Genomic DNA, 17938 nt, shown 5'->3' with positions numbered 1-17938 from the left:
TAAGATCTGTAGCGAGCGGGCGTCAGCGGGGCGAAGAGCAGCGCAAAGAGCGGAACGTACTTTAGGTACGTGAGCATCTTGAGCAGCGCATGAGTCCCGATCACGTCCGCGCAGTAAGATATTAAACAGATTCTCAAAACCACGCGTCCTGCATCTCTAGTGTGGTGGTATCTATGCTGGCCAGCAGATCCAGTTGCTGGTGCACCTTGGGCAATTCCCAATGGAAGAAATATTTACATGCCTGCAGTTTGCCCGCATAGAAATCGGCATCATGCTGCTGCGCCTTGTTCAATGACAGCAGTGCCTGCTCCAGCCATATCCAGGCAACTACCGTATGGCCGAAGGCTTCCAGGTATAGCGAGGCATTGGCCAGCGTCTTATTCAGGTCTCCGGCCGCATACAATTGCTTGGTGACCGTGGCAATACGTTGCAAGGCTTTTGCCAGTCCTGCCGCATATTCAGCCAGTTGCGGCTCCAGCGTTGCTTTGGCAATGGTCTTCTGGATCTCTGCGCCCAGTGCCTGGAAGGCCGCGCCATCTTGCATCGTCACTTTGCGGCCCAGCAAATCCAGGCCCTGTATGCCGTGCGTGCCTTCGTGGATAGGGTTCAGGCGATTGTCCCGATAGAACTGTTCCACATTGTATTCGCGGGTATAGCCATAGCCGCCGTGGATCTGTATCGCCAGGTTATTGGCTTCCAGGCACCACTGCGAGGGCCAGGACTTGGCGACCGGCGTCAGGATGTCCAGCAGCAGCAAGGCATGCGCCCTGGCTTCCGGCGTCAGGCCGCTACGCTCCTCGTCCACCAGCCTTGCGCAATACAGGTTCAGCGCCAAGCCACCTTCCACATAGGCCTTTTGTGCCAGCAGCATGCGCTTGACGTCAGTATGCTGGATGATGGGCAGCTGAGGTGCCGCTGGATCCTTGTCTTGCGGCGCGCGTCCCTGCGGACGGTTGCGCGCATAGTCCAGCGAATGCAGGTAGCCGGTGTAACCCAGCATTACCGCACCAAGACCGACGCCGATACGGGCCTCGTTCATCATATGGAACATGTTCGCCAGCCCCTTGTGCAGGGTGCCGACGAGGTAACCTATTGCACCGGCCTTGCCTTGCGGCTTGAACTTGCCCTCGCCAAAATTCAGCAGGCAATTCGTGGTGCCGCGGTAGCCCATCTTGTGGTTCAATCCGGCCAACACGACGTCATTGCGCTCGCCAAGCGAGCCGTCTGCATTCACCAGTTTCTTCGGTACGATGAATAGCGAAATGCCTTTGACGCCCGGGATCAATTTGCCATCCTCGCCTGGCACCTTGGCCAGCACCAGATGTACGATGTTTTCCGATAATTCATGCTCGCCGGCCGAGATCCACATCTTGTTGCCGGTCAGGCGATAGCTGCCGTCCGCTTGCGGTTCAGCACGGGTGGATATATCAGACAGGCTGGAGCCGGCCTGCGGTTCGGACAGGCACATGGTGCCGAAGAAGCGGCCTTCCAGCATAGGTTTGGCAAACAATTCCTTCTGTTCGGGCGTGCCGCACTTCATCAGCGTATTGGCATTGCCTATGGTCAGGAAAGGATAGGACGAGGTACCGACATTGGCGCCCTTGAAATAGGCAAAGCCGGCCTTCTCGACTACGCAAGGCAATTGCATGCCGCCGACGTCGAAATCCTGCCCTGCGGCCATCAGGCCGGCCTCGCAGAAAGCATTCAGCGCAGTCTTTACTTCGGGAATGATGTGGACGACTTCACCATCGAAATGCGGTTCGTTCTGGTCGTTTTTTTTGTTATGCGGCGCAAACAGGTCATTGGCGATCTGCTCGCAGGTGTCCATGGCGGCATTGAAGGTTTCGCGGCTGTGATCGGCAAAACGGGGACGCTCGGTCAGGGATTCGACATTCAGCCATTCATACAGCAAAAAATCGAGATCGCGCCTGGGGATGATTTTTGATTGCATAGCTAGCCTGCTCAATAGCGTGAGGTTTAGTGGACACAGGGTGCTGACACATTGGCGGCACCGAAATGCGACCGGCACGAAAGAGACAATGGCTCTCCCTACCGGCCGCAACTTCCGGATTAAGCCCGGAAGCTGTTTTTCTCTCTATTGATCAGGCGATCAGACGACTTCGAACAAGCCCGCTGCGCCCTGGCCGCCGCCGATACACATGGTAACGACCACATATTTCGCGCCGCGGCGTTTGCCTTCTATCAGTGCATGGCCTGTCAGACGTGCACCCGATACGCCGTAAGGATGGCCGACGGCAATCGCACCGCCGTTGACATTCAGTTTATCCATAGGGATACCCAGTTTGTCAGCGCAATACAATACCTGCACGGCAAAGGCTTCATTCAGTTCCCACAAGCCGATATCTTCCACTTTCAGGCCGGCTTTTTTCAGCAGTTTGGGAATGGCAAACACGGGGCCGATACCCATTTCATCAGGCTCGCAACCGGCGATCGCAAAACCGCGGAAGATACCAAGCGGTTGCAGGCCTTTGGCTTCCGCCACTTTGCTATTCATCACGATGGCAACAGAAGCACCGTCGGAAAACTGGCTGGCATTGCCTGCACTAATGACACCGCCTGGTACCGCTGTACGGATTTTCGAAACGCCTTCATAGGTCGTATCGGCGCGTATGCCTTCGTCGGCGGAGATCGTTACTTCCTTGCTGACCAGCATGCCGGTCGCCTTATCAGCCACGCCCATGATTGTTGTCATAGGAACGATTTCGGCATTGAACAAGCCGGCAGCCTGCGCTGCTGCAGCGCGCAACTGGCTTTGCACGCCGTATTCATCCTGGCGCTCGCGCGAGATGTTGTAACGCTTCGCTACGGTCTCTGCAGTTTGCAGCATAGGCCAGTAGACTTCTGGTTTGTGTTCTTTCAACCAGGTTTCCACGATCATGTGGGAATTGGCTTCATTCTGCACGCAGGAAATCGACTCAACGCCGCCGGCGGCATAGATATCGCCTTCGCCTGCAATGATGCGCTGGGCAGCAGTTGCAATGGTCTGCAGGCCGGAAGAACAGAAACGGTTGATGGTCATGCCCGCCGTGGTAACCGGGCAGCCGCCGCGCAGAGCGATCTGGCGCGCGATGTTGCTGCCGGTAGCACCTTCCGGTGTTGCACAACCCATGATGACGTCTTCGACCTCACCCGCTTCGATCTTGGCGCGTTGAATGGCCGCATTCAATACGTGGCCGCCCATGGTCGCGCCATGCGTCATATTAAAAGCACCCTTCCAGGATTTTGCGAGGCCGGTACGTGCGGTGGATACGATGACTGCATCTGACATTTTTGTCTCCTAATGGATTTGATTTAATTTATTAACAAAATTCTACTAACACTAAGCGCTAAGACTAAATGATCAAACTAAATGCGAAACTAAACGATGATCACTTGCAGGCGTGCTCAAACAACACGGGAAAACCACCAACGAACATCAATTCCGCAGAGTTTCGACCTGCTTGCATGCATGGACGAATATCAGAATAACATATTTTTAGTACGACCGTTCGCAAAAATATTAACTTATTTTGCAGCGCTTTCCGGCACCTCTTTGGCCCAAATGTTAAATCCCCATACCGGCAAATCCTTAAACTTTTTGTAAGCTTCTGTAAGTTTCAAGACAGCATGATGTAAGTTTCGCATCGCAGACTGTGATGGCGCAAAAAGGAAGGTATTGGTTGTTGGTTATCCTTCTTTGCACATACTTTAAAACATTATAAGGAGACAAGCATGGCAACAGCACCAATTGCCTCGGGCGGCATACGGACCGACGCAGGCGGCATGACGTCGGAGGAACGCAAGGTTATTTTTGCATCCTCACTAGGCACCGTCTTTGAATGGTATGACTTTTATCTGTACGGCTCCCTCGCATCCATCATTGCCAAGCAATTCTTTGCCGGCACCGATCCAAACACAGCATTCATTTTTGCCTTACTGGCCTTTGCAGCCGGCTTCATCGTCCGTCCTTTCGGCGCGCTGGTATTCGGCCGCCTGGGTGACATGATAGGCCGCAAATACACTTTCCTGGTGACGATCCTGATCATGGGCTCATCCACCTTCATCGTGGGCCTGCTGCCTAACTACGCAACCATCGGCCTTGCTGCTCCGGTTATCCTGATCGCCTTGCGTATTCTGCAGGGTCTGGCACTGGGCGGTGAATACGGCGGTGCGGCAACCTATGTGGCAGAACACGCACCACATGGCAAGCGCGGCGCATTCACAGCCTGGATACAGACTACGGCAACGCTGGGCTTGTTCCTGTCGCTGATCGTCATTCTCGGCACACGCGAAGCGATAGGCGAAGAAGCCTTTGCAGACTGGGGCTGGCGCGTTCCTTTCCTGGTTTCCGTCTTCCTGCTGGCAGTATCGGTCTGGATCCGTCTTTCCATGAATGAATCCCCTGCCTTCGCTAAAATGAAGGCCGAAGGCAAGACATCCAAGGCACCGCTGACAGAAGCTTTCGCCAAATGGAAAAACCTGAAAATCGTGATCCTGGCGCTGATCGGCCTGACCGCCGGCCAAGCCGTGGTCTGGTACACAGGCCAGTTCTACGCACTGTTCTTCCTGCAGCAAACGCTGAAGGTAGATGGCGCAATGGCCAATATCCTGATCGCTGCAGCACTGCTGGTAGGCACGCCTTTCTTCATCATATTCGGCTCGCTGTCCGATAAAATTGGCCGCAAACCTATCATCATGGCAGGCTGCCTGATCGCTGCCGTCACTTACTTCCCTATCTTTGGTGCATTGACCCACTATGCCAATCCTGCTCTGGAAGCTGCGATCAAAAGCTCGCCAGTGGTAGTGACAGCAGATCCGGCAAAATGCCAGTTCCTGTTCAACCCGACCGGTACCAAGAAATTCACTTCTTCCTGCGATATTGCCCGTACCGTACTGGCAAATGCATCAGTCGCTTACACGAGTGAACCTGCTGCTGCTGGCTCGGTAGCGTCGATCAAGATCGGCGAAAAAGTGATTCAGGGTTACGATGCCAGCGGTTTGTCCAAGGATGATGCTGCAGCCAAGGATAAGGCATTCAAGAAAGAAATGGGCGATGCGATCAAGGCTGCAGGCTATCCAGCCAAGGCGGATCCAGCACAGATCAACAAACCTATGGTGTTTGTACTGCTGCTGATCCTGGTGATCTATGTCACCATGGTGTATGGTCCGATTGCAGCGATGCTGGTGGAAATGTTCCCAACCCGTATCCGCTACACATCCATGTCCCTGCCTTACCATATCGGTAACGGCTGGTTCGGCGGCTTGCTGCCAACCACAGCATTTGCACTGGTAGCGTACAAGGGCGATATCTACTACGGCCTGTGGTACCCAATCATCATTGCTGCAGCCACCTTTGTCATCGGTATGCTGTTCGTTCCTGAAACCAAGGACAACAACATCTACGCTGCCGACTGATTCAGCTAGATAGAAGCAAACGGGACACCGGCAACGGTGTCCCGGCAAAACAAAAAACCGCCGAAGTCCGGCGGTTTTTTATGTACCAGCTAAAAGCTAGGCGTTCGCTTTACTTCAGCGCTGGCCAGCCAGGCATCCTTATTTCTGCCTGACCGTCAACGCAGCTCAATTCTGCATCGGCGCCAAAAACCAGCGTCGCCTTGTCTTTGATATGGCCAAACGGCAAGCCAGTCAGCATGGGAACGGGGATGGTCGCGCGCAGGTAGCGCAGCATCTCGTCAAAGTTATAGCCGTTGTCATTCGCGCCCAACTGATAACCGGAAAAATCGCCGAATACGATGGCCTTTTGCTTTTGCAATATCCCTGCGTAGTGCAATTGCAGCATCATGCGCTCTACCCGGTAAGGGTGTTCAGCAATATCTTCTACAAACAGAATGCCGCCTTCCACATCAGGGAAGTAAGGCGTACCAATCAGATGCGTCAGCATGGCCAGGTTGCTACCCCATAGTTTTCCGGTGACCTTGATATCCAGGCCACCTGCAGACGAAAAGCTGACCGCATGCCGGTCCGCGCGCAGGCTGTTGAGGAAACTATCTATCGTGAAATCGCTGGTTTCCGTGCGGGTAAAATCATCGCATAGCATAGGCCCGGTAAAACTGGCGCTGCCAGTCTTGGCCAGTAAGGCAAGCTGGAAAGCGGTGAAATCGCTATGGCCGACAAAGCATTTGCCGCTTTCGGCCAGGCGCTGAAAATCCAGCTCAGGCAGCAAACGGCTCAAGCCATAGCCGCCGCGCAGCGCCATCACGATCTGCACATCAGGATTCTCTGCCGCCATATGGATCTGCGCAGCGCGTTGCGCGTCGCTGGCGCCAAAACGCTGGTACCGTTGTTCAGGCTGATAGTAGTTATGGACTGAAAAACCCAGCTCTTCCAACTTGAGCAGGCCGCGTTGTATGACGCTGTCGTCCAAGGGGCCGCTGCTGGGGGCGAAGATGGCAATACCGAGAGGAGAATTCAAAATCTGTTTCCATTGACTGTTTAAATATTCAACGGAAATTATAGGCTAAGACTGGATCTTTGTGACCGCATCGGCGGATTCACTTGCCTGAAGGCGTTTACGTTCGGCAGCTTCACGCCGGCGCGACGAGAAAAAATCTTTCAGCAAGTTACCGCACTCTTCCGCCATCACGCCGCCGCTGACGCTGGTGTGGTGATTCAACTGTTCTTGCTCAAACAGGTTCAATACAGAGCCGCAGGCCCCCGTCTTGGGATCGCTGGCGCCGTAAATAACCCGAGACAGGCGAGCATGCATCATCGCGCCGGAACACATGATGCAAGGTTCCAGCGTCACATACAGTTCGCAGCCGGGCAGCCGGTAGTTGCCGAGTATTTCCGCAGCGGCGCGCAAGGCCATGATTTCGGCATGCGCCGTAGGGTCATGCCTGCCAATGGGATGATTGTAGCCGGAGGCAATCACCTGCCCGTCCTTGACGACCACCGCCCCCACCGGCACCTCGCCCAGCGTAAGCGCATGCTGGGCCTGCGCATAGGCCAGTTGCATGAAGTCCTGGTCAGACATGTTAGCCGTCTATCTCGGCCCAGCAGTTGGGCGTTTCGTACAAGGTTACTTTTTGCAGCGACAGTACGCGGCCGTAGCGGTCGTGGTACACGTCTTTCAGGATATCGAAGGCGATCTTGGCCAGGTTTTCCACCGTAGGCACGCGGTCTATGACCACAGTCTTGTGGTTGGGCATGCTGTCCAGGAACTGGCGCACCATCGTGTCTTTTTCATATACGATGAATGCATGGTCCCACAGGTCCACCAGATACTCATTCGCCAGCGCCTTGATGTCGCCGAAATCCATGATCATGCCATTATCGGATTCACCATCCTGCTGCACCACTTCGCCGGTCAGCGTAATCAGCAAAGTATAACGGTGCCCGTGCAGGTTGCGGCATTGGCTGTTGTGGTCGGGAATCCGATGTCCGGCATCGAATTCCACTTTTCTTGTAATTGTAAGCATCTGGGGTAAAGCCAAAAAAGAGAGTAAAAAAGCAGCCGGGCATACCGGCAGAAGATCAGGGAATTTGCAGCAGCTTGTGCGTCTGCAGGCTCAGCTTCCATTTCGGATTCTGCTTGCAATGTTCAATCGCGAGCTGCAGATTTTTTTGCAGATCCGGGCCATCCATCGCCTGCACGAAGAAGTGTTCAAAATCCAGCGACTCATAGTCGCGCAACACTTGCTTGAACTGAGGGATCACGACCTTCAGCTCACTGCCCTTGCGCACGACCAATTCGGAACCCATCTTGGGGCTGACGCAGATCCAGTCCACACCATCCGGTACCGGCAAGGTACCATTGGTTTCGATAGCGATTTCAAACCCAGCCTTGTGCATGCTGTCGATCAGCGCGGCATCCAATTGCAGCAAAGGCTCGCCGCCTGTAAACACAACATACTTGCTGGCGGCATAGGTATCCGGCCATAAGCTGTCAATCACCGCCGCCAGCGCATCGCTGTCCTTGAACTTGCCGCCGCGCTCGCCATCGGTGCCGACAAAGTCGGTATCGCAAAACTGGCAAACCGCGGTGGACCTGTCGGCTTCCCGGCCTGTCCATAGATTGCAGCCGGAAAAACGGCAAAACACAGCCGGGCGCCCGGCATGATTGCCCTCGCCCTGCAAAGTATAAAAAATCTCTTTAATGCTATAAGTCACTACATACCCCAACGAGGAAGCACCCGGCAAACCTGGCAGCACTTCCGAACTCTTGTTTATTTACTTTGTTTTGCTTAAAAATCAATCAGCTTTCCGGCCTGCGTGGGAACATGAAAGCACGGCCGGTCTTCAAACTGCATGGTGTTTTATCATCATTTTCGCCTGGCCGGGGCGTTCTCGCCGGCGCGGAAAATGGAAGGGTGAGTCTGAACGGATATCAGGAGGCGTCGCCACAGCTGGATGATCAACTGACGCAAGTATACAGCAATGTCCCCCACTCGTCAGTCCCCGGCTGCAGGCGACTAAAAAAGCCTGGGCATACGCAATGGAATATTCATGCATTACACATATTCAGGAGGAGCTTGCACCTCTGTCAAACGCTGCATGCACCCCTGCCCCATAGCTACGCGGCTATGGGAATGCCGGCATCAACGCAAGCATGCATTAACAAAACAAGCCCGAAATACCAGGTTCGCGCCGAAATACCGCAACTTCGCGAACCCTCCACCGGTTTTAAGAGGCTTTGTAACGTTCAGCCGCATGCTCCTGCGCAAAATTCGGCAACATTGCCACGCGGGCAGCCGCATAGGCATCCCACTGTGCAGCATCCGGCAATGAAGGTATCGTCACCAGCTCACGGCGATCAAAACCGACCAGTGCGGCATCCACCATTTCTGCGACATCCATCACGCCCTGCATAGCATTCACATCGCGGCCTGAACGCTCCCAGATCTCGGTGCGGGTAGCCGCAGGCAGCACTGCCTGCACATAAATGCCACGCGCACCCAGTTCTGCATGCAAAGCCTGCGAATAAGCCAGTACATAAGCCTTGGTCGCGCCATACATACCCAGCGGGAATTCAGGCGCCAGCGCCACAACGGATGCGATATTGACAATGGCGCCCTTGCCGCCCGCCAGGAAACGCGGGATCACCGCAGCGCTGAGCCGCGTCACCGCAGTGACATTCAGGCGTATCAGGCGGTCCTGGGCTTCTACGTCGCCCACTTCAAAGCCACCTGGATTTGCTGCACCGGCGTTGTTTACCAGCACGCTGATAGCGGCGTCATCGCGCAAGCGAGCCTCCACTTTTCCCAGGTCGGCGGTTGAGGTCAGATCGGCGGCAATGATATCGACCTTGACCCCGGTTTCCGCACGCAAGCGTGCAGCCAGGGTTTCCATGCGGGCCTGGTCGCGCGCCACCAGCACCAGGTCGTATCCGCGACGCGCAAAGCGATCCGCATAGACCGCGCCTATACCTGTGGAGGCGCCGGTAATCAGCGCAGTAGCTTTAGTGTTATTACTCATGTGCAACCTCAATAATGTATATAAATGAAAGAAATGCTCGCCTTTTTATTCCTGATGATCATCAGCATTAATAATCATGATGGCGATCAGGTATAATGTCAAGCATCGATTAAAAGAGGTAATGAAGGAGTCACGATGAAAATCAGCCGTGAACAAGTAGCCATCAATCGCACGCGCATACTGGAAGCCGCCGCGTGTCTATTTCGCGAACGCGGCTTTGACGGCGTGACCGTGGCGGAAATCATGCATGCAGCAGACCTGACGCATGGCGCGTTCTATGGCCATTTCACATCGAAGGAAGACCTGATCGCCCAGACCTTTGCCCATGTGCTGATGCCGGGAGATGGAACGAGGGAAAGCGCCCTGCCCGAACGGATGATGGATTTCGCCGAGATCTACCTGAGCGCAAAGCAGCGCGACGAGCGCGCCACAGCCTGCCTGTACTCCACCCTGGGCACGGAAGCTGCGCGCGCATCGGTAGAGGCACGGCACGCAATGACCGCGAATGTCCGCAGCCGTATCGACATATTCAGCAAGGGTATGCCCGGCAACGACGCAGAAGAACGCAGGCAGGCCGCTACCGGCAGTTGGGCAACAATGATAGGCGCCGCCATGCTGGCAAGGATAGTCGACGACCCGGAATTATCCGACCGGCTGCTGGCGGATACGCTGGCATGGCTGGGAAAGACCTCAGGCCAGCAAAATAGTGTAGAAGATACCTTGCATGATCAGCCAGCTAGCCAGCTCCCACAACGCGCAGCGCATTAATTCGGAACAGACTCGCCAATTCACTGGCTTCCTCAAACAAAGTACCCTGTCTAGCACGCTCGGTTGAGAGGCTCATCAGCATAACGGCCACCTTCTTGTATTTGTAGCCGGCTCGATAGATGCACTTCAGGCCCATGAAGGCTCCGCACACCAAGTCGCGCGTGTCGTCTGACATATCGTGCATCGGAACTGTGCAGCAGTAGGAATATTGACGGTTTTTCGATCGGAATGGGTCCGGCCTTATAAACACGCTGACTGAATTGCAATAGGACTGCCGACCACACATCTGATTGCCGGTCAGACCATTGACGCAGAAAGAAAAATCTACTTAAGATTTTCTAGCTTTTTTGCGCATGGTTTTTGCGCGGTACATCGCTTTGTCGGCCGCGGCAAGCAAACTGTCAATGCTGCGGCCGCACTCTGGATAAGTGGCAGTCCCTATGCTTGCCTCGGCAAACAGCTCATTCCCTTCAATCAGGTAGGGTTGGGACATCAGTCTGCTTAGTTTCTCGGCCACAAAAGCGGTTTCATCTATGCCGCCTGACAGCACAATCGCAAATTCGTCACCGCCAAGCCGCGCGGCAATGTCTGATTTCCTTAATTGCGACGTAAGGCGCAGGGAAGCTTCGATCAGCAGTTTGTCTCCGATCGCATGGCCGTAAGTATCGTTAATAGGTTTGAAATTGTCGAGATCGAGATACAGCACCGATAACGTACCGTGAGCGCGATCAGCTGCGGCCAGCTCCCGCTCCAGGAAAGCATGAAACATGGCACGGTTGCCGATGCCGGTCAGGACATCATGCGTGGCTTGATACTGAGCGTGCTGAAGCATGTCCCATGCATTAACCAAAGCCTCGCTCACTTCGTCGGCCTCACGTACACCATTTGACACGAATTTCACTGGCTTGCCGCTCCCTAAGGCTAGCGCAGGCTCAATCAACCCGCGCATCGAATTACGTATCTTAGTGCCTATTTTCCAAGCAAACAGCAAGCCAACGCCTAAAATCACCACTGTGGCCAGGACTAGTGACCACAGCTTGCGCCACATGTCGACTTTCAGCTGATTCAAAGGAATGCCTATCGCCACAGTCCAGCCGGAATTTGCTGCGCGTACCATTACCGCCAACATCGGCGTACCGTCAAATGCCTGTGTTTCAAAGGCCGCTTCGGACTTATTTAGCATCAACTTCATTGCTTGCGGATTGATCTCGGTTCCGATATAACGCTCGATATCAACCGAGCGAGCGACAACCCGGCCACCTCGATCAACGATACTAGTGATCCAGTACTCAGGGTAATGTTGTTGCTGCAAAATAGCGCTGAAACGTTCCACTGTCAGTGTGGCAGTCAGGGCCACCCATTGGCCATCAATCGTTTTGCTTGGTATACCGACCGCTGTCATCCATTTCTTGGTTACAGGGCCGGAAAACACGCTGGATATAAAGGTCTGATCATGCGTACGAAGGAACCGCAATGACTGCGAGTCATCTTCACGAGGAAGAGGAGACCCATAGGGGGCGAAGGTATTAAAAAGTTGCTGGCCAGATGCATCCTCCATTACGACATTAAAAATCTTCTGACGGACGGCTAATTTGCGCGCTTGGGTGTCAAGGAATTTCAGATTGTCTCGGCTGAGACGATTAGTGGAGGAAAATCCAATGAGCGTGGCTTCAAGGGCGATAAACTCCTGATCGACCCCCATCGCATTGGATCGAGCAGTTGCCATCGCGTTTTGTACAAAGTCCGCATATGCTGACTGGTAATCGTAGTAGATGAGAATGACCGCTAATAGCGTTGCCGGAAGTATGCAAGCCAATACGAGCAACATTAACCGCGCCCGGATTGACGGGGAATACCGCAATTTAGCGTTAGGCATCATTACCTTTATAATCAACGAATAGTGTCTAAATGAATCTTATTTTACTATGGGTTAATTACGCTAAGAAGTCGAGATTGAGCTGAGAGAAGACCCAAAAAGACTCATAAGCCTAAGGTTGTTCTTTTGCTCGCTGAATTGACCTGGTCAGTTTGATCCACCTTCCACCGCCTGGTAAAAGGCTGCCACCCGGCCATGCGCCTCCTAGAATCCCAACTCCTTCTGATCCAAATGTAGTTGTTTCAGGCTACGTCACTTCTTGCGACTTTTACCTGCCTCCGTCTTTAACCAACCCGCAAGCTGGAAAGAGTATTCTGAAAGCCTCCGCACGCCTGTTTCGTGAACGTGGCTTTGATGGTGTGATCGTGGCGGAAATCATGCATGCAGCAGACCTGACGCATGGCGCCTTCTATGGCCATTTCACGTCGAAGGAAGACCTGATCGCCCAGACCTCCGCCCATGTGCTGATGCCGGGAGACGGAACAAGGGAAAGCGCCCTGCCCGAATGGATGATGGATTTTGCCGAGATCTACCTGAGCGCAAAGCAGCGCGACGAACGCGCCACCGCTTGCCTGTACTCCACCCTGGGCACGGAAGCTGCGGGCGCATCGGTAGAAACGCGGCACGCAATGACTGCGAATGTGCGCAGCCGTATCGACATATTCAGCAAAGGTATGCCCGGCAGCGACGCAGAAGAACGCAGGCAGGCCGCTACCGGCAGTTGGGCAACAATGATAGGCGCCGCTATGCTGGCGAGGATAGTCGACGACCCGGAATTATCCGACCAGCTACTGGCGGATACGCTGGCATGGCTGGGGAAGACCTCGGGCCAGCATAGAAATTCCGAAAATGGCTTGCACGATCAGCCTGCTAGCCAACACCCACACGGCGCAACGCATTAACTCAAGCAAACTCGCCGATTCATCCGCCTATACCTAAACAGGGAATGTCCGAGCGCAAAAAGGCCCACAGTTAAGCGGGCCTTTTAAAGTTTGGCGCGATCAGACGCTGGACAGTGCCGGACGCACGATCATCCTCACTCAATGATCAACAAGGCCGGAAATCATCACAAAGTCATACAGTTGGCGCAGCGTGGTTAGAGTAATGCGATGAAAAATGCCATGTCCTGAAATTTGATAGCCCCCACTGATCTGGCGCGAGGCAGCTGCCATCTCCAAGGTCAGCAGGCCATTGTTCCGGCGCTCTCTTGCCTCGTCTTTAATTTTCTGATCGCAGGCCGGCGTAGACCATCCTGGTAAATTGGTCGCCATTGAATACGAAATTTCCCCATTTCGCGTCGAAGGCAGCGGTCGGCCTGGCGGCAATAATTTCATCGAGCGATTTTCCTTGTTGTTTCAGCGCAGCTACGTTGTCGCGTACCGTGACCAGCATGTCACGGAATTCGATCAACTGTTTACGAGTGCCTACCGCACCGTGGCCAGGAATAACGATGGTGTGGTCAGTCGTGTGTGCAACGGCCTGGCTGGCCCACTTGATCGCTCCATTGATACTGCCGCCGTCTTCGTTATCGATATACGGATAGTTGCCGTTCCAAAAAGTGTCTCCCAACGCCAGCACATCTGCATTCTTGAAATAGACCCACAGGTCGCCATCGGTGTGGCCGTCGCCAAAATTTTCAACTTCAACCTCGCTTCCAGCGAAGGTAAATATTTTTTCCTTATCGACCAGCAGTGTTGGACGCGCCGACGCCGGCACCGGATCAAAGGTCCAGTTCCAGGCATTCACATGCGTGGTTTCGGTCAAATGCTTCGAGGTATTGTTGTGGGCAATTATGGTGGCTCCAGCCGCATGCATCCATGCATTGCCATCCGTATGGTCCCAATGCCAGTGCGTGTTGACTACAAATTTCACAGGCGCGGGACTGAGGTTGTTGAGTGCAACCTGTAGTTTTTCCTGTGATTTACTAATACCCGCGTCAACCAGGAACTTGCCGTCCCTTCCCGAAAGGACGGTGATGTTGCCGCCGGAACCCACTAGTACGCTGATGTTTCCACGCAGGGATTCCACGACGAGATCCGAATCGGCACGCTTCAAATATCTGGCGCCTGCGCCAGTGTGAAAATAGTCGTCCTGCGTCGTTTGGGCGAGATGGCTGACGGGAGCAGCAAAGGCCATCGCGGAGGCCAGCAGTATTGCCGATGCAATCGAAATTGACCGTAAATGAGACTTTTTGGCACTTTTGCCCAATTTGATGAATGTATTCATTTTGCTTTCCTTTGGTGAGAGAAGAAGAACTGTGGCGATGTGCACGCCGTTCTAACCCGGCCAGTTGGCGAGGATGATGCTGCACAGATTCGCCCGCTGAAATTCAGGATCATTAAATGCGAGAAAATCGTCATTGAACGTGCCGAAGGTGCTGCCAGGCCGATGCTTCAGGCCTTGATAAAAAGTTTCGATGACTTGGTGCCCGAAATCATGATCGCGCGGGCAGGCGGCAATCACTGCGCCGCGCTCTTCATCCGAGAAATCTGCCTGGTAGCGGCCCGCCATATCCATTCCGGCGCCAGCTTGCACCAGGAAGATTTCAGGGTGCATATGTTCAGGAATGCCGGGCGTCGTATGCAACGCGATCGCAAGCCAGACTTTCTCGATATCGCTTTGGGCGATTCCATAGCTTTGCAGACATTCGCGTGCCGCGTTCGCGCCATCGACCTCGAAGCGGAGCTGGCTCCCGTGATAGTGCGGCGTGATGCCGATGTCATGGAACATAGCGGCGGCGTAAAGTAGCTCCGGATCGAACTTCAAACCCTTGCGTTGTCCAAGCAAGGCACCCCAAAAATAAACGCGCTTCGAATGCTGGAACAACATATCGGTTTCGGTATCGCGAATGTGTTGGGTTATTTCCCGGGCAATACGACTGTCCGGAATCTTCACGCCGGAGATCTCAGCATTGTTCATCATGTCACCTATATTGATTGGCACTCGGTCGGGATGCAGGCGGAGCTTGCTCTCCCACCACAGCCATTGTCGATACATCCCGCATTCATGACCAGCGGCCTGAAAGCCATTGTGCGATATAATTGGGCCATGCGAAAAATAGCTGTTTTATCCCGTCGCTTGAAAATTGCCGTCATTGCTTTCGACGGTATCATCCCGTTTCACTTATCGGTGCCGTGCCTGGTTTTTGGTGGTAATTCGCGCGACCCCGGGGTGTCGGCTTTTGAAGTGGTAGTTTGTACAACTGACAAGGCGCCGTTACAAACTACGGCGGGCTTTACGATCGACACGCCGTTCGACCTTTCCGCTTTGGACTCGGCGGACCTGGTGATCATGCCTTCCTGGCATGACGACTGTCGCGAGGCCCCACCTTCTTTGCTCGAAGCGCTTCAGCGGGCGCACCGCAGAGGCGCTAGAGTCGTGGGGTTGTGTGTTGGGGCGTTTCCGCTGGCCCAGGCTGGCCTTTTGGACGGCAAAACCGCCACCACTCACTGGGAATGTGTCGACACACTGGCCGAACGACATCCCAAAGTAAAAGTGGATCCGAATGTACTGTATGTCGACGAAGGCGATGTCCTCACCTCGGCGGGCGTCGCTGCAGGCATCGATTGCTGCTTGCATCTGTTACGCCAGATTTCTGGTCCCGAGGTCGCAAATCGGCGGGCCAAAAGATTACTGGTCGCTCCGCATCGACAGGGAGGGCAAGCGCAGTTTATCGAACGTCCCTTGCCGGTCACGAGCAGCGATGGCCGCCTTTCCCAAGTTCTCGAATGGGTGACAGCGCATTTGGAGCAAGTCCATACCATTGAATCGCTCGCGAAGCGCGCAGCGATGAGCCGGCGCAACTTCACACGTCATTTTCGCGATGCGACCGGCACGTCGTTTAAACAATGGATATTGAGCCAGAGATTGGTGCATGCCCAGCATCTGCTTGAAAGCAGCACTGCATCGATTGAAGTCGTTGCCCAGGAGGCTGGGTTTGGGACTGGGCTATCCATGCGGCAGCACTTCCAGTCATCCTTTCGTCTTTCACCGTCAGCCTACCGCAAGCAATTCCGGTCAAACTCTCAGCCGCGCGTCGCGCGGAACTAGCGATCAAATGACTTCAGGACATCCATTGAGACGATTTCCACACGGTCGTAGCGCAACGCGACAGACCCTGCGCGACATCTCCTTGGGTTCGAGAGTAAATAGCTGACGCGAAAGACACCATGCCATGAGAAATGCCATTGATGATACGTCACGACCATCAATGGCATTTATTTAGTACAACAGAATCAATGAGTTAGAAAGTCAATTCATTCCCACTCAATAGTCGCAGGCGGTTTGCCCGAGATATCGTATACCACGCGGTTGATGCCGCGCACTTCATTGATGATGCGGTTAGATACCTTGCCCAGCAAGCTGTGCGGCAGGTGCGCCCAGTGTGCGGTCATGAAATCCTGCGTCTGTACTGCACGCAGTGCTACCACGTATTCATAGGTACGGCCATCACCCATCACGCCTACCGACTTCACTGGCAGGAATACGGCGAAAGCCTGGCTGGTGGCGTCGTACCAGCTCATCGCTTTTTCATTGCTGCCTGGTGCAGGCTCGGTTTGCGTATTGCGCAGTTCTTCGATAAAGATCGCATCGGCTCGGCGCAGCAGGTCGGCAAACTCTTTCTTCACTTCACCGAGGATGCGCACACCCAGGCCTGGGCCTGGGAAAGGATGGCGATACACCATGGAGTGCGGCAAGCCCAGGGCAACGCCCAGCTTACGCACCTCATCCTTGAACAGCTCTCGCAGAGGTTCCAGCAGTTTCAGGTTCAGCGTATCCGGCAAGCCGCCGACATTGTGGTGGCTCTTGATTGTGTGCGAGCCCTTCTTGCCCTTGCCCGCGCTCTCGATCACGTCTGGATAAATCGTGCCCTGTGCCAACCATTTTGCATTTTTCAGCTTGGCCGATTCCACCTGGAACACTTCGACAAATTCGCGGCCTATGATCTTGCGCTTGGCTTCCGGATCGGTCACGCCGGCCAGATGGCCCATGAATTGTGCAGTCGCATCCACATGGATGACCTTCACGCCCAGATTCTTGCTGAACATGTCCATCACCATCTTGCCTTCGTCCAGGCGCAGCAGGCCGTGATCAACAAACACGCAAGTCAATTGATCGCCGATGGCGCGGTGGATCAGCGCAGCGGCTACGCTACTGTCAACGCCACCGGACAAGCCCAGGATGACTTCATCGCTGCCTACTTGCTGGCGTATAGATTCAACCGCCTCGCTGATGTAGTCAGGCATATTCCAGTCGGATTTGCAGCCGCAGATTTCATGCACAAAACGGCCAATGATGGCTTCGCCCTGCACGGTGTGTGTCACTTCCGGATGGAACTGCACGGCGTAGAAGCGGCGCTCTTCGTCGGCCATGCCGGCGATAGGGCAATTATCGGTGGATGCCATCAGCTTGAAACCGGCGGGCATTTCATTGACCTTGTCGCCGTGGCTCATCCATACCTTCAGCATGCCGTGGCCTTCAGCGGTAGTGAAATCGTTGATGTCCTTGAACAGTGCCGTATGGCCGCGCGCCCTCACCTCGGCATAACCGAATTCGCGTACATGGCCATTTTCCACCTTGCCGCCAAGCTGCTCGGCCATGGTCTGCATGCCGTAGCAGATGCCCAGAACAGGCACGCCGGCTTCGAATACCGCCATCGGCGCGCGTGGTGTATCGCCTTCTGTCACGCTATTGGGGCCGCCCGACAAGATGATGCCGGCTGCGCCGTAGTTGCGGATGAATTCATCATCCACGTCATACGGATGGACTTCCGAGAAGACGCCTGCGTCGCGCACACGGCGTGCAATCAGTTGTGTGACTTGCGAACCAAAATCGAGTATGAGTATTTTCGAATGCATA

At 54.4% G+C, this 17938-nt stretch carries 17 protein-coding genes; 4 read left to right on the top strand and 13 right to left on the bottom strand.

The window, feature by feature from the left end; genetic code table 11:
- Window positions 1-133 precede the first annotated feature (133 nt).
- Both IEW12_RS22750 and IEW12_RS22745 read right to left on the bottom strand, forming a co-directional pair.
- A complete protein-coding gene (locus IEW12_RS22750; protein WP_188568397.1) occupies window positions 134-1951 on the bottom strand; it encodes an acyl-CoA dehydrogenase in 1818 nt (605 codons plus the stop codon).
- Window positions 1952-2110: 159 nt separating this feature from the next.
- On the bottom strand, window positions 2111-3289 hold the full coding sequence (locus IEW12_RS22745; RefSeq protein ID WP_188568396.1) for an acetyl-CoA C-acyltransferase: 1179 nt from the start codon (window positions 3287-3289) through the stop codon (window positions 2111-2113).
- A 443-nt stretch (window positions 3290-3732) separates the two neighbouring features.
- Here IEW12_RS22745 and IEW12_RS22740 point away from each other — a divergent pair, with 443 nt between their 5' ends.
- A complete protein-coding gene (locus IEW12_RS22740) occupies window positions 3733-5415 on the top strand; it encodes an MFS transporter (RefSeq protein WP_229751291.1) in 1683 nt (560 codons plus the stop codon).
- 109 nt (window positions 5416-5524) lie between these two features.
- Here IEW12_RS22740 and IEW12_RS22735 read toward each other — a convergent pair whose 3' ends face one another.
- The 5 genes from IEW12_RS22735 to IEW12_RS22715 all read right to left on the bottom strand — a co-directional run bounded on the left by IEW12_RS22735 (window position 5525) and on the right by IEW12_RS22715 (window position 9435).
- Window positions 5525-6433 carry an LD-carboxypeptidase gene (locus IEW12_RS22735; RefSeq protein ID WP_188568395.1) on the bottom strand — a complete coding sequence of 303 codons (909 nt, stop codon included), beginning with the start codon at window positions 6431-6433 and terminating at the stop codon, window positions 5525-5527.
- A gap of 45 nt (window positions 6434-6478) precedes the next feature.
- A complete protein-coding gene (gene tadA, locus IEW12_RS22730) occupies window positions 6479-6994 on the bottom strand; it encodes a tRNA adenosine(34) deaminase TadA (RefSeq protein ID WP_188568394.1) in 516 nt (171 codons plus the stop codon).
- 1 nt (window position 6995) lies between these two features.
- Complete coding sequence (gene queD, locus IEW12_RS22725; RefSeq protein WP_188568393.1) at window positions 6996-7439, bottom strand: 6-carboxytetrahydropterin synthase QueD; 444 nt, start codon at window positions 7437-7439, stop codon at window positions 6996-6998.
- 55 nt (window positions 7440-7494) lie between these two features.
- On the bottom strand, window positions 7495-8130 hold the full coding sequence (gene queE, locus IEW12_RS22720; RefSeq protein ID WP_188568392.1) for a 7-carboxy-7-deazaguanine synthase: 636 nt from the start codon (window positions 8128-8130) through the stop codon (window positions 7495-7497).
- A gap of 513 nt (window positions 8131-8643) precedes the next feature.
- The gene (locus tag IEW12_RS22715; protein WP_188568391.1) at window positions 8644-9435 is read right to left on the bottom strand and encodes an SDR family NAD(P)-dependent oxidoreductase; all 792 of its coding nucleotides are present in this window, start codon (window positions 9433-9435) and stop codon (window positions 8644-8646) included.
- A gap of 135 nt (window positions 9436-9570) precedes the next feature.
- On the opposite strand from IEW12_RS22715, the gene IEW12_RS22710 reads away from it, so the two are divergent.
- Window positions 9571-10203, top strand: coding sequence for a TetR/AcrR family transcriptional regulator (locus IEW12_RS22710; RefSeq protein ID WP_188568390.1), 633 nt, complete (start codon window positions 9571-9573; stop codon window positions 10201-10203).
- On the opposite strand, the gene IEW12_RS29160 is transcribed toward IEW12_RS22710, so the two are convergent.
- Both IEW12_RS29160 and IEW12_RS22705 read right to left on the bottom strand, forming a co-directional pair.
- Window positions 10172-10489 (bottom strand): DinB/UmuC family translesion DNA polymerase, encoded by a 318-nt coding sequence (locus tag IEW12_RS29160; protein ID WP_371874570.1) that lies wholly within the window; start codon window positions 10487-10489, stop codon window positions 10172-10174. The two genes, IEW12_RS22710 and IEW12_RS29160, sit on opposite strands and share 32 nt — an antisense overlap.
- Window positions 10490-10531: 42 nt before the next feature.
- The gene (locus tag IEW12_RS22705) at window positions 10532-12031 is read right to left on the bottom strand and encodes a sensor domain-containing diguanylate cyclase (RefSeq protein ID WP_188568389.1); all 1500 of its coding nucleotides are present in this window, start codon (window positions 12029-12031) and stop codon (window positions 10532-10534) included.
- Window positions 12032-12351: 320 nt separating this feature from the next.
- Between IEW12_RS22705 and IEW12_RS22700 the strand changes: the two genes are divergently transcribed.
- The gene (locus tag IEW12_RS22700) at window positions 12352-12981 is read left to right on the top strand and encodes a TetR/AcrR family transcriptional regulator (protein WP_188568478.1); all 630 of its coding nucleotides are present in this window, start codon (window positions 12352-12354) and stop codon (window positions 12979-12981) included.
- A gap of 138 nt (window positions 12982-13119) precedes the next feature.
- Here IEW12_RS22700 and IEW12_RS22695 read toward each other — a convergent pair whose 3' ends face one another.
- From IEW12_RS22695 to IEW12_RS22685, 3 genes are read right to left on the bottom strand one after another with little or no spacing between them, the layout of a single operon-like run.
- Window positions 13120-13350, bottom strand: coding sequence for a hypothetical protein (locus IEW12_RS22695; protein ID WP_188568388.1), 231 nt, complete (start codon window positions 13348-13350; stop codon window positions 13120-13122).
- On the bottom strand, window positions 13298-14305 hold the full coding sequence (locus IEW12_RS22690) for an MBL fold metallo-hydrolase (RefSeq protein ID WP_229751290.1): 1008 nt from the start codon (window positions 14303-14305) through the stop codon (window positions 13298-13300). Before IEW12_RS22690 ends, IEW12_RS22695 begins: the two co-directional genes overlap by 53 nt.
- A 51-nt stretch (window positions 14306-14356) precedes the next feature.
- The gene (locus tag IEW12_RS22685) at window positions 14357-15001 is read right to left on the bottom strand and encodes an HD domain-containing protein (protein WP_188568387.1); all 645 of its coding nucleotides are present in this window, start codon (window positions 14999-15001) and stop codon (window positions 14357-14359) included.
- A gap of 156 nt (window positions 15002-15157) precedes the next feature.
- Between IEW12_RS22685 and IEW12_RS22680 the strand changes: the two genes are divergently transcribed.
- Window positions 15158-16129, top strand: a complete 972-nt coding sequence (locus IEW12_RS22680; RefSeq protein ID WP_443098508.1) for a GlxA family transcriptional regulator — start codon at window positions 15158-15160, stop codon at window positions 16127-16129.
- Between the two features lie 206 nt (window positions 16130-16335).
- Here the strand turns inward: IEW12_RS22680 and guaA are convergent, their stop codons facing one another.
- Window positions 16336-17937 carry a glutamine-hydrolyzing GMP synthase gene (guaA, locus tag IEW12_RS22675; protein ID WP_188568386.1) on the bottom strand — a complete coding sequence of 534 codons (1602 nt, stop codon included), beginning with the start codon at window positions 17935-17937 and terminating at the stop codon, window positions 16336-16338.
- Window position 17938: the final 1 nt, after the last annotated feature.

The sequence above is a fragment of the Parundibacterium terreum genome (genome assembly GCF_014636315.1).
GTDB classification, from domain to species: domain Bacteria; phylum Pseudomonadota; class Gammaproteobacteria; order Burkholderiales; family Burkholderiaceae_D; genus Undibacterium; species Undibacterium terreum.
Note: the sequence above shows the minus strand (reverse complement) of the source record. Positions and strands in the feature narration are given on the sequence as shown.